The sequence below is a fragment of the Micromonospora costi genome, from assembly GCF_003626655.1.
GTDB classification, from domain to species: Bacteria; Actinomycetota; Actinomycetes; order Mycobacteriales; family Micromonosporaceae; genus Micromonospora; species Micromonospora costi.
In genome coordinates this window covers 166,425-178,963 of sequence record NZ_RBAN01000001.1, presented here as the reverse complement: position 1 = coordinate 178,963, position 12,539 = coordinate 166,425, and the positions used below count along the sequence as shown (strand labels likewise).

Sequence of the window (12,539 nt, the reverse complement as noted above, 5' to 3'; positions counted from 1 at the left end):
CCCCGGCTGCCGTCCGTCCGTCGGGGGAGTTCCGGTGTCCCCCCGACGGCGGAGCCGGGTCACCCGCCGGGCCGCACCACCCCGTGCTCGTACGCGAAGACCACCGCCTGCACCCGGTCGCGCAGGTCCAGCTTGGCGAGCACCCGGCTCACGTGCGTCTTCACGGTGGCCTCGCCGAGGTGCAGCTCGGCGGCGATCTCGGCGTTGCTCGCGCCCCTGGCCAGCAGCACGAGGACCTCCCGCTCCCGGGGGGTCAGCTCACCGAGCGCCGCCCTGCCCGCCGCCGCTCCGCCCGCCGCCGTGCCGCCTCCGGGTCGGGCGAAGGTGGCGATCACGCGCCGGGTCAGTTCCGGCGCGAGGAGACCGTCGCCCCGGGCCAGGACCCGGATCGCCTCGATCAGCGCCTCCGGGGTGCCGTTCTTGAGCAGGAAACCGCTGGCGCCGGCCCGCAGCGCGGCGAACAGGTAGTCGTCCCGGTCGAAGGTGGTGAGGATCAGGACGGCCGGACCGCCCGGGGAGCCGGGCGCGGTGATCTGCCGGGTGGCCTCCAGGCCGTCCATGCCGGGCATCTCCACGTCCATGAGCACGACGTCCGGTTGCAGCGCCCGGGCCATGCCCACGGCGCGCTCGCCGTCGGCCGCCTCGCCGACCACCTCCAGGTCGTCCTCCACCTCCAGGATCACCCGGAAGCCGGTACGCACCAGGTGCTGGTCGTCCACGAGCAGCACCCGGATCGGCCGGTCCACGCCGGGCACGGCGCCCGTGCCGCCCGCCTCGGCGGCGCTCATGCCGCCGGCCCCGGGGGCGCTCATGCCGCCTCCGCCAGGGCGACCGCCAGGGGGAAGCGGGCGCGTACCCGCCAGCCGCCGCCGGCGCGGGGACCCGCCTCCAGCGCGCCGCCGTGCGTCGCGACCCGCTCGCGCATGCCGACCAGGCCCAGCCCGTCGGCGTTCGCCGGGCGGGTGGACCGCCCGTCGTCGGTCACGTCGACCTCGACCTCCCGCGCCAGGTACCGGACCCGCACGTCGAGCACCGCCGCGCCGCTGGCGTGTTTGAGCACGTTCGTCACCGCCTCCTGGACGATCCGGTACGCCGCCTGGGACACCGACTCCGGCAGCGGGACCGGCTCCCCGTACACCCCGAGGGTGGCCCGCAGCCCGGCGTCGCGGGCGCGGTCGACGACCGCGGCGATCCGGTCGATGCCGGCGGGCGGTTCGGCCCGCTCCGGGGTGCCCTCGCCCGCCCGCAGGACGCCCAGCATGCGTCGCAGCTCGTCGACCGCCGTGCGGGCGGTCTCCTCGATGGCCGTCAGCGCCGTCCGGGCCTTGCCGGGGTCCTTGTCGAAGACCCGCCGCGCGGCCGACGCCTGCACACCCATCACCGACACGTGGTGGGCGACCACGTCGTGCAGCTCCCGGGCGATGCGTACCCGCTCGCCGATCACCGCCCGTCCCCGCGCGTCGGCCTGCGACCGGCGCAGCTCCTCCGCCTGCTCCGCCAGCTCGTGCTGCCGGCGGGCGGCCAACCAGGAGGTCTCGCCGAAGAAGTACGCGAAGCCGAAGTACAGCCCGTTGACCAGCACCCCGCTCACCATGGCGGCGATCACCGGTGGCACCGGCCCGACGGCGCGGGCGAACGCGTCGGGCGGGATGCTGCCGACGGTGACGGCGTAGTAGACGCCCAGCCAGGCGAACATCGTGGCGATCACCCCGACGCGCAGCCGCCGGGACAGCCGGCGGTCCGGGCCCCAGGCGCCGAGCGAGTACAGCGCGGCGAACAGCGCCCAGGAGGAGAGTTGCGCCTCCGGGGCGGAGCGGGCCTGGGCGGCGATGAACACGGCCGCGACGACGACGAGCACGCTGGCCGGGTACCGCCGTCGCCAGATCAGCGGCAGCGGCACCGCCACGGTCCAGAAGAACTGTTCCGGCACGGAAGGCGGCGGCCCCAGGAGGAACGCCCCGGTGCTGCGGGTCAGCGTGAGGCTGAACAGCGCCAGCACCGTCAGGGCGAGTCCGGCGTACAGGTCGAGCCGCCGCTGTTCGGGGGTGGGGCCGGGCCGGCGCCAGTCGTCGTCGGGGGTGGGGGTGGTCACCCTCCCAAGGATGTCACCCCGAGGGGTGCCACCCGGGTGCCAGTCCAGGCCGGGCGGCGCGACCGCCGCACCGGCCGCGGATGGAACGTGACCGAGGACACGCCGCACCCGGAACGCGCCGCGGCCCGGCACCCCCGTGGGTGCCGGGCCGCGACGACCGTGGCGTCAGTGCCGGTTGGCGTACGCCTTGCGGGCGCTGTCGATCACGTCCCAGAGCACGATCAGGACCGTGCCGACGATCGCGACGGTGCCGAGGTTGTTCAGGTTCTCCTCGCGGGACAGCCACTCCCACCGGTTCACGAAGTCCGGGTTGAGCAGCCGGTCGGTCGAGATCAGCCAGATCACCGGGACCGCGAACGCGAGGTTGAGCACCGCGTTGGCCCCGACGAGCGGCCACGTCCATCGGCCGGCGCGGTACTTGGCGATCTCCAGCCCGACGTTCAGGACCAGCACCGCCATCAGGAACGGCAGCCAGAAGCTCCACAGCGCCGGGTCGAGGATCGGCAGGTTCTCGCCGTCGGCGCTGGGGACGAACGAGCGGAAGTGCTGGATCGGCAGGTACGCGATGACCAGCACGAGCCAGCCGATCGCGGCGGCCGTGTCGACCAGCGTGATCTGCCGGTTGGTGTGGTCCTCGGGGAGCTGGTCGACCGTCCACGCCGGCAGGTTCAGCGAGGTGTTGGTGCGTTCCAGCACCGCGAAGACCAGGGTGACCCAGAAGGCGATCTGGATCGCGGCCATGAGCGCGGTGGAGATGCCCTCGCCGATTGCCCCGCCCGGGTTGCCCCCGTCGGTCGCCTCCAGCAGGCCGACGATGACGCCGACCAGGGCCGGGACGAAGCTGAGCAGCAGCTTCATGAGCTTTTCCCAGGCCAGGTAGTAGGCCGGGCCGATGAGCTGGAGGCGCCGATCGGCGTAGCGGGCGGCGAGCTGCGTGGGGTTGCCCAGCTCGGTGAGCACCTCGCGCTCGGCGGTCTCGGCGTCGCGCCCCTCGGCGCGGCGCCCGTCGATCATGTCCTCGATCGAGCCGCGCAGCTCGATCGCGATCTCCTCGCGCCGGGCGGCGGGTACCGCGCGCAGGGTGGCGGCGAGGTAGCGGTCGGTCAGGGACGTCATCGGTCCACTCCTTCGATGAGGCCGGTGAGGGATGTCTGTACGGCGGTCAGGTCGTCCAGGAGGCGGCCGAGCAGCTGCTCGCCCTCCTCGCTGGTCCGGTAGAACTTGCGCGGTCGGCTCTCCTCGGTGTTCCACTCGCTTGTCAGCAGCCCCTGGTCCTCGAGGCGGCGCAGCAGCGGGTAGAGGGTGTTGGCGTCCACCGGGAAGCCGTGGCCGGTGAGCCGTTGCAGCAGTGCGTAGCCGTAGTCGGGACGGCGGAGGGCGATGAGGCTCGCCACCACGACCGTGCCCCGTCGCAGCTCCTGGAGGTGGGTCCGGAGGGTGTCATCGCTGACCATGCATCACACGATACTGTGTGGCACACACTGTTGTCCACACCCATATCGTTGGGCTGGAACACGATGATGTCTGAGTAGCCGAGACCGTTCCGCTGCGTGGTCTTTACATCGCTCTCCGGGGTCCGTAGAGTTCGGCGCACGTCAATCTCTTGGCGGAGGATCATCACGGGGGATCCATGTCCTGTCGATCGCGCGCACCCAGCTCTTCCGACTGACGACTCGACTTCTGACCAGCCGACGTCCGCCCCGCGGAGCCGGCTGCTCCACGCCGCGTTTTGTCAGTTCGTGACTCAGCGCTCTGCGTGGAGCGCTGCCCTCCGACGGCTCGACCAGATCAGGTCGTCCGTCGCTCCCGTGTGTCCTCATGCGGTAGTGCTTCCGTGAGAGGAGCTGTACATGCGAGGAAGGACACTGCCCGGGGCGCTCCTGGTGCTCGCCCTGGTGGCCGCCGCCGGCGTCGCGCCGGGGGCGGCCAGCGGCGCGCCGGGCCGCGCCGCGCCGGCGTCGAGCGAGGACCGGCTGATGAAGGCCACCGCCGTGGCCCAGGACGCGTGGCGGGCGGCGCACGGGGACAGCCGGTACGCGGGCCACTGGGTGGACCCGGACGGCCGGGTGCACGTCTCCTACCAGGGGCGGGGCGCGGCGGCGGCGAGTGCGGCCGCCGTCCGGGCGATCTCCAGCGACGTGGTCGTGCACGAGGGGGCCCGGTACACCTACCGGGAGTTGGTCGACCGGCGGGACACGGTGAGCGACCACGTGGCGGCGCTGCGGCAGGCCGGCATCCGGCTGGTCGAGTGGGGGCCGCACGAGTCCACCAACACGCTGCGCCTCGGGGTGGTCGAGCCGTCCGAGGCAACGGTGCGGACACTGCGCGACAAGTTCGGTGCGGACGTCGAGATCGAGGAGGTTCCGGAGCCGGAGAAGGATTCCCTCTTCCTCTCCCGCTGGGACGACTTCTCTCCCTGGAGCGCGGGCGCCGAGTTGAACGACGGCTACTCGTCGTGCACCATCGGCCCGGGCATCCGGCGCAACGGCGTCAACTACTTCCTCACCGCCGCGCACTGCTTCGCCAACGGCGCCTACCTCTACAACGGCTCCGAGTACGTCGGCCGGAAGAACTGGATCGACACCCGCGACGGGGGTACGGACACGGCGATCGTCACCGGCACGGGGTCGCCGACGATGTTCCGTACCGACACCGCCATCCAGACGATGTCGGCGACGCCCTGGACGTCGGCGGAGGGCTCGGGGGTCTGCTTCAACGGCGCCTACAGCGGCGAGGTGTGTGGCGGGCTGACAGTCATCAAGACGAACTACTGCACCGACATCACCGGCCGGCTGACCTGCGGCACGGCCACCGCCGGTAAAGACGGGGTGGCGGCCGCCGGGCACGGCGACAGCGGCGGCCCGGTGCACATCGTCAGCCCCCGGTGGGCCTACGCGGGCACCATCGTCGGCGCGGCGAGCCCGCAGTTCGTCTGTCCCCGCAACAATCAGGGCGGTACCCGGACATGCTCCTCCTGGGTGCGCTTCCAGATGATCGGACCCGTGCTGTCGTACTGGGACGCCACCCTGCTGTGACGCGGATTTCCGCAGTGGGGGGCGGTGGCCGACCGGGCACCGCCCCCACCCGGTAGGTGGACCGGGCCCGCCCGGGGCGGCGAGAGCGAGTCCGGCAGCCGACTGCCCGGGCGGGGCCGGGAAGAGATCCACACCACCCGGCCCGGCGTGCCGTGCGGCGCTGCTGGAGACCCCCGGCGCGGCGGGGATAGGGTAAGCGGACCGACCTCGACCATCCCATGATCCGACCCTGGGGGGCGCTCCGCATGGGCGATTCGTTCGCGCATCTGCACGTGCACACGGAGTACTCGATGCTCGACGGAGCGGCCCGGCTCAAGGACCTGTTCGCCGAGGTCAGCCGGCAGGGGATGCCGGCGGTGGCGATGACCGACCACGGCAACATGCACGGCGCGAACGACTTCTACAAGCAGGCGACGGCCGCGGGCGTCAAGCCGATCCTGGGCATCGAGGCGTACGTGGCGCCGGAGTCGCGCTTCCACAAGCAGCGGGTGCGGTGGGGCCGGCCGGAGCAGAAGAGCGACGACGTCTCCGGCAGCGGCGGCTACACCCACATGACGATCTGGGCCCGGAACAAGACCGGCCTGCACAACCTCTTCAAGCTCACCACCCGGTCGTTCACCGAGGGGTACTTCGTCAAGTGGCCGCGGATGGACGCGGAGCTGCTGGCCGAGAACTCCGACGGGCTGATGGCCACCACCGGCTGCCCCTCTGGGGAGGTGCAGACCCGGCTGCGCCTGGGCCAGTACGACGAGGCGCTGAAGGCCGCCGCGAGGTACCAGGAGATCTTCGGCAAGGAGAACTACTTCCTGGAGATCATGGACCACGGCATCGACATCGAGCGCCGGGTCCGTGACGAACTGGTGGAGATCAGCCGCAAGCTCGACATCCCGCCGGTCGTCACCAACGACTCCCACTACACGCACGAGGCGCAGTCGGAGGCGCACGACGTGCTGCTGTGCGTGCAGACCGCGGCGAACGTGGCCGACCCCAACCGCTTCAAGTTCGACGGCAGCGGCTACTACATCAAGTCCGCCGACGAGATGCGCGCCGTCGACTCGTCCGACATGTGGCTCCAGGGCTGCCGCAACACGCTGCTGGTCGCCGAGAAGGTCGACCCGACCGGCATGTTCGAGTTCCACAACCTCATGCCGCGCTTCCCCGTGCCGGAGGGGGAGACCGAGGAGTCCTGGTTCCGCAAGGAGACCTTCAAGGGCCTCGCGCGCCGGTTCCCGGGTGGCGTGCCCGACACCCACGTCAAGCAGGCCGAGTACGAGCTGGGCGTCATCATCCAGATGGGCTTCCCGTCGTACTTCCTCGTGGTCGCCGACTTCATCCAGTGGGCGAAGAGCCAGGGCATCGCCGTCGGTCCGGGCCGCGGGTCGGCCGCCGGCTCGCTCGTGGCGTACGCCCTGGGCATCACCGACCTCGACCCGCTGCCGCACGGCCTGATCTTCGAGCGGTTCCTCAATCCCGAGCGCGTCTCGATGCCGGACGTCGACATCGACTTCGACGAGCGCCGGCGCGGCGAGGTCATCAAGTACGTCACCGAGAAGTGGGGCGAGGACAAGGTCGCCCAGATCGCGACGTTCGGCACCATCAAGGCGAAGGCCGCGATCAAGGACTCCGCCCGGGTGCTCGGCTACCCGTACGCGGTGGGCGACCGGATCACGAAGGCCATGCCGCCCGCTGTGATGGGCAAGGACATCCCGCTGACGGGCATCTTCGACCCGAAGCACCCCCGCTACGCGGAGGCCGGCGAGATCCGTGGCCTGTACGAGTCCGACCCGGACGTCAAGAAGGTCATCGACACCGCGCGCGGCATCGAGGGACTGATCCGGCAGACCGGCGTGCACGCGGCCGGCGTCATCATGTCCGCCGAGCCGATCATCGACCACATCCCGCTCATGCGGCGGGACGCCGACGGCGCCATCATCACGCAGTTCGACTACCCGACCTGCGAGTCGCTCGGGCTGCTGAAGATGGACTTCCTCGGCCTGCGCAACCTGACGATCATCGACGACGCGCTGAAGAACATCGAGAGCAACCACGGCCGCACCGTCGACCTTCTCCAGTTGCCGCTCGACGACAAGCCCACGTACGACCTGCTGGCCCGCGGCGACACCCTCGGCGTCTTCCAGCTCGACGGCGGGCCCATGCGCTCGCTGCTGCGGCTCATGAAGCCGGACAACTTCGAGGACATCTCCGCGGTCCTCGCGCTCTACCGGCCCGGCCCGATGGGCGCCAACTCGCACACCAACTACGCGCTGCGCAAGAACGGCCTCCAGGAGATCACGCCGATCCACCCGGAGCTGGCCGAACCGCTCGAGGAGATCCTCGGCCCCACGTACGGCCTGATCGTCTACCAGGAGCAGGTGCAGCGCGCCGCGCAGAAGCTCGCCGGCTACAGCCTCGGGCAGGCCGACCTGCTGCGCCGGGCCATGGGCAAGAAGAAGAAGGAGGTCCTCGACAAGGAGTTCGTGCCGTTCCGCGACGGCATGCGGGCCAACGGCTACTCCGACGAGGCCATCCAGACGCTCTGGGACATCCTCGTCCCGTTCGCCGACTACGCGTTCAACAAGGCGCACACCGCGGGCTACGGCCTGGTGTCGTACTGGACGGCGTACCTCAAGGCGAACTACCCGGCCGAGTACATGGCGGCGCTGCTCACCTCCGTCGGCGACGACAAGGACAAGATGGCGCTGTACCTGTCGGAGTGCCGCCGGATGGGCATCCAGGTGCTGCCGCCCGACGTGAACACCTCGGCCGGGCCGTTCACCCCGGTCGGGAAGGACATCCGGTTCGGCCTGGCCGCGATCCGCAACGTGGGCGCCAACGTGGTGTCGGCGATCATGCGTTGCCGCGACGAGAAGAGCGCCTACACCGACTTCTACGACTTCCTGTCGAAGGTGGACGCGGTGGTCTGCAACAAGAAGACCATCGAATCTCTCATCAAGGCGGGGGCGTTCGACTCGCTGGGGCACACCCGCAAGGGCCTGCTCCAGGTGCACGCCGACGCCATCGACGCGTACGCCGACGTCAAGCGCAAGGAGGCCACCGGCCAGTACGACCTGTTCGGCGCGGGCTTCGGTGACGTCGAAACGTCGGCCAGCAGCACGGTGATGCCGGTCATCGGCGAGAGCGAGTGGGACAAACGGGACAAGCTCGCCTTCGAGCGGGAGATGCTCGGCCTCTACGTCTCCGACCACCCGCTGTTCGGCCTCGAACACATCCTCAACGCGGCCGCGGACACGACCATCGCCGCGCTCGCCGAGGAGGGCGCCGTCCCCGACGGGGCGGTGGTCACCCTCGCCGGCATCCTCTCCGGGGTGCAGCGGCGGGTCACCAAGCAGGGCCGGGCCTGGGCGTCGGCCACCCTCGAAGACCTCGCCGGCGGGGTGGAGACGCTGTTCTTCCCCAACACGTACGAGGTGATCGGGCAGTACATCGCCGAGGACGCGATCGTCGTGGTCAAGGGCCGGGTGGACCGGCGCGACGACACGCCCCGCATCATGGCCATGGACATGTCCATGCCGGACGTGAGCACGAGCGCGGCCAACAAGCCGGTCACCCTCACCATTCCGGTGACCCGGTGCACCCCGCCGCTGGTCGAACGGCTCAAGGAGACCCTGGTGCTGCACCCGGGCGACGCCGAGGTGCACGTCAAGCTGCTCAACGGCAGCAGGACCACCACGCTGCGGCTCGGCCCGTTCCGGGTGGCGGCCACCACCGCCCTCATGGCCGACCTCAAGAGCGTGCTCGGCCCGGCCAACGTGAGCTGACCGGCGGGCCGGGGTTCGCCGGGGCTCACCACGGCTCGCGGGCTCGCCGAGATCGCGCTCGATCCACGATGTAGTGGCCTCCCCGCGGGGCGGAGGCCACTACATCCACGTTCGAGCACGATCTCCCGCGTTCCTACCGCCGGCCGTACGCGAGCCGCCGCAGCAGCACCTCCGCCGGCCCGCGCCGGGACCGGACGTGCATCAGGTACGCGCCGGCGAGCGTGCCCAGCCAGACGAGCACCGCGCTGCCGGCGGCCACGAAGGTGGGGCTGCCCAGCCGGTCTCCGAGCGCGAGGGCGAACGGCGACGCCAGCACCAGCCAGGCGACGGACTGCACCAGGTAGCCGCTGAGCGAGCGCCGGCCCAGCGCGGCGAGGGCGGCGACCGGCAGGTGCCGCCGGCTCCCGGCCGGCCACGTCGACACCCGCAGGGCGAGCAGGCCGAAGAGTGCGGCGTAGCCGATCCCTCCGAACAGGCCCGCCGACTCGTACAGCATCTTCACGTACCCGACGGTGTCGGCGTCGACGTGCAGGAAGCCACCCGCGAGCAGGCCCATCGGCAGTCCGCCGAGGACGGCGACGGTGAGGCCGACCAGGGCGGCCCGGCGCAGCAGCGTGCGGTGCCTCGCCGGGTCGTCGAGCAGCCGGCGTCGGGCGGCCCAGGCGCCGATCCAGATCCAGAGGACCATGGGGAGCATGGTGAGCACGGTGGTCGGCCACTCGGTCATGCGGGCCGCGAGCGACGCACCGTAGCTGTCCGCCGCCACCGACGGGAAGTCGCTCGTCGGCACCCCGGCCGTGCCGTCGGTCCCGGTCGCCAGGCCGTGCAGCACCAGCGCGCCGAGGACGAGCAGGTAGCCGGCGGCGAGGACCAGGTACGCGGGCGCGAGGCGGTGGATCCGGTCGCCCCGACGCAGCAGGACGAGCGTGAACGCGATCCCGATGAGGCCGTACGCGCCCAGCACGTCACCGGAGTACAGCAGCACGCCGTGCGCCAGGCCGAAGGCGAACAACCAGGCGTTGCGGCGGACCAGCAACGCCCGCACCGTCCGGGGTGGGCGGCCCGCGTCGTCCTGGTGGCGGGCGAACTGGACGAGCCCGTAGCCGACCAGCATGGCGAACAGCGGCAGGGCGCGGGCGTGCACGAAGAGGAAGAGCAGGACGTTCCACACCCGTTCGAGGCCGTGCGGTGTCGGGTCCACCCCCGGTGTGGAGGCCAGGAACACCCCCGTGGCGTTGGCCAGCGCGATGAGCAGCAGCATGGCACCCCGGGCCAGGTCGGGCGCCAGGATCCGGCGCCCACCGGAGACCGGTGTCACCGCCCCCTGCCCGGCGGGCGCCGTCACGTCGATCGTCATCGTCTCCCCCTCGTTCGTCGACAGCGTAACCATACGACGTAAACTATATGAGGTAAACAAAAGTGCGCCGACGCGTCGGGCCGGGTCGGCGCTGGGCGAGAATGGGATCCGGATCGGACGCGGAGGCGGAGGTGGCAGCCGGCCATGGGCGACGAGGTTCCCGTCGGGCTCGCCCGGTTGTGGCGACTGCCGACCGAGTCCCGGCTCGGCCGGCCGGCCGAGCTGGACGTCGAGCGGGTCGTGCGTACCGCCGTCGACCTGGCCGACCGCGACGGGTTGGCCGGGGTGACCCTGGCGAAGGTCGCCAAGGAGCTGGGCTACACGACGATGTCGCTCTACCGGCACGTCGGCTCCAAGGAGGAGCTGCTCGTGCTCATGGGCGACGCCGCCACCGGTCCGGCCCCGGCCCTCCCCGCCGGCCCCGGGCAGTGGCGCGCCGGCCTGCGCCAGTGGGCGTACGGCATCCGCGCCCAGCACGCCCGCCACACGTGGCTGCCGCACCTGCCGATCAGCGGCCCGCCCAGCGGGCCGAACGCCGTGAGCTGGATGGACGCCTGCCTGCGCGCGCTGGCCGACACCGGGCTCGGCTGGGCCGAGAAGGTCGGCATCATGACCCTGCTCTCCGGGTACGTGCGCAGCTCCTCCCAACTCAGCCTGGACATGGCCGAGGGGCGGCGGGGCAGCGGCCTCGACCAGCCCCAGGTGGAGCAGGCGTACGGCCGGGCCCTCGCCGGCCTCGTCGACGCCGAGCGCTTCCCCGAGGTGGCCGCGCTCTTCACCTCCGGGCTGTTCGAGGCGCCGCCGGAACCGGCCGGCGACCCGGAGCTGGCCGAGTTCGAGTTCGGCCTCGACCTGATCCTCGATGGCGTCGCCGCCGCCATCCGCGCCGCGCAGAGCACGAGCACGTCCACCGGGAGCTGACCGCGCGGCCCGGGCCGACGCGAGCGCCCGCACGTTGTGGCCGCCGCCCTGCGCTCCGGCGACCGGGACGGGAAGGCCGCCACCGCGCGATTGGCCGTCCAGCCGGGACGGCAACGGGCGCTAGCGTCGGAGCCATGGATCTCGATGAGGCGCAGAAGCTGTGGCAACCGCAACCGGGCTGGCTGAACACCGCGAGCTACGGGCTGCCGCCCGAGCCCGCGTGGAACGCGTTGCAGGACGCGCTGGCCGACTGGCGGATCGGGCGGACCTCCTGGGAGGGGTGGGGTGAGTCGGTCGGCCTGTGCCGCGCCGCGTTCGCCCGGATGGTCCACGTGCCCGCCGAGGACGTGACGATCGGCAGTGCGGCCTCGCAACTGCTGGCACCCGTGGCGGCCGCGCTGCCCGCCGGGGCGACCGTCGTCGTGCCCGAGGTCGAGTTCACGTCCAACCTCTACCCCTGGCTGGTCCAGGCCGAGCGCGGCGTCCACGTGCGCACCGTGCCGCTCGCGGGCCTCGTCGACGCCATCGACGCCGGCACCGACCTGGTCGCGTTCAGCCTCGTGCAGTCCGCCGACGGGGCCGTCGCCCCGTACGACGACATCGTGGCCGCGGCGCGCGCGCACGGCGCCCTGGTGGCCGTCGACGCCACCCAGGCGTGCGGCTGGCTGCCGTTCGACGCGTCCCGGGCCGACGCGGTGGTCGTCTCGGCGTACAAGTGGCTCATGGGACCGCGCGGCGTGGCGCTCGCGTACCTGGCGCCGGCGCTGCGGGACCGGATGCGACCCGACGCCGCCGGCTGGTACGCGGCCCGCGACCCGCACGCCGGCTACTACGGCCCGCCGCTGCAACTCGCCGACGACGCCCGCCGGTTCGACATCTCGCCAGCCTGGTTCAACTGGGTCGGCATGGCGCCCGCGCTCGACGTGCTGCTCGACGTCGGGTTGCCGGCCATCCGCGAGCACGACGTGGCCCTGGCCAACCGCCTGCTCACCGGGCTCGGCCAGCCGCCGGGGGAGAGCGCCATCGTCGTCGTGGACGTGCCCGGTGCGCAGGAGCGGCTGGAGCGGGCCGGCGTACGGGCGGCGGTGCGCGCCGGCCGGGTCCGTGCGTCGTTCCACCTCTACACGACCGAGGCGGACGTCGACATGGCTCTGGACGCGCTCACGAGCTGACCGGCCCTCGTCACGGTGGGCCACGCACATGCCGTACCGCATCGACATGGGTAACTCGCCTCTCCGGGGCGTGTCGGAGCCGTCTCGCCGCGCACCGTGTGGGGGATGAGGCCGCTTCGACGCATGGGAATATGTGGGCCATCGACATGGCTCGACTCACTCGGGCCGCCGTAGGTTTCCAGC

9 protein-coding genes are annotated in these 12,539 nt (G+C 71.9%); 4 read left to right on the top strand and 5 right to left on the bottom strand.

From position 1 onward, the window contains the following. Window positions 1-59: 59 nt before the first annotated feature. The 4 genes from D7193_RS00805 to D7193_RS00790 all read right to left on the bottom strand — a co-directional run bounded on the left by D7193_RS00805 (window position 60) and on the right by D7193_RS00790 (window position 3,546). Window positions 60-788 carry a response regulator gene (locus tag D7193_RS00805; protein ID WP_120779149.1) on the bottom strand — a complete coding sequence of 243 codons (729 nt, stop codon included), beginning with the start codon at window positions 786-788 and terminating at the stop codon, window positions 60-62. Between the two features lie 20 nt (window positions 789-808). Continuing rightward, entirely contained in the window at window positions 809-2,092 is a 1,284-nt protein-coding gene (locus tag D7193_RS00800; protein WP_120777462.1) for a sensor histidine kinase, read from the bottom strand. Window positions 2,093-2,257: 165 nt separating this feature from the next. Further along, a complete protein-coding gene (locus D7193_RS00795; RefSeq protein ID WP_120777461.1) occupies window positions 2,258-3,208 on the bottom strand; it encodes a permease prefix domain 1-containing protein in 951 nt (316 codons plus the stop codon). After that, complete coding sequence (locus tag D7193_RS00790) at window positions 3,205-3,546, bottom strand: PadR family transcriptional regulator (RefSeq protein ID WP_120777460.1); 342 nt, start codon at window positions 3,544-3,546, stop codon at window positions 3,205-3,207. Before D7193_RS00790 ends, D7193_RS00795 begins: the two co-directional genes overlap by 4 nt. Before the next feature lie 396 nt (window positions 3,547-3,942). Between D7193_RS00790 and D7193_RS00785 the strand changes: the two genes are divergently transcribed. Beyond that, a complete protein-coding gene (locus D7193_RS00785; RefSeq protein WP_147434307.1) occupies window positions 3,943-5,127 on the top strand; it encodes a chymotrypsin family serine protease in 1,185 nt (394 codons plus the stop codon). 245 nt (window positions 5,128-5,372) lie between these two features. Continuing rightward, entirely contained in the window at window positions 5,373-8,906 is a 3,534-nt protein-coding gene (gene dnaE, locus D7193_RS00780) for a DNA polymerase III subunit alpha (protein ID WP_120777458.1), read from the top strand. A gap of 133 nt (window positions 8,907-9,039) precedes the next feature. On the opposite strand, the gene D7193_RS00775 is transcribed toward dnaE, so the two are convergent. Continuing rightward, complete coding sequence (locus D7193_RS00775; RefSeq protein ID WP_241562768.1) at window positions 9,040-10,296, bottom strand: DUF418 domain-containing protein; 1,257 nt, start codon at window positions 10,294-10,296, stop codon at window positions 9,040-9,042. Between the two features lie 111 nt (window positions 10,297-10,407). Here D7193_RS00775 and D7193_RS00770 point away from each other — a divergent pair, with 111 nt between their 5' ends. After that, window positions 10,408-11,184, top strand: a complete 777-nt coding sequence (locus tag D7193_RS00770; protein ID WP_120777456.1) for a TetR/AcrR family transcriptional regulator — start codon at window positions 10,408-10,410, stop codon at window positions 11,182-11,184. 134 nt (window positions 11,185-11,318) lie between these two features. Beyond that, on the top strand, window positions 11,319-12,356 hold the full coding sequence (locus D7193_RS00765) for an aminotransferase class V-fold PLP-dependent enzyme (protein WP_120777455.1): 1,038 nt from the start codon (window positions 11,319-11,321) through the stop codon (window positions 12,354-12,356). The last annotated feature ends 183 nt before the right edge of the window (window positions 12,357-12,539 follow it).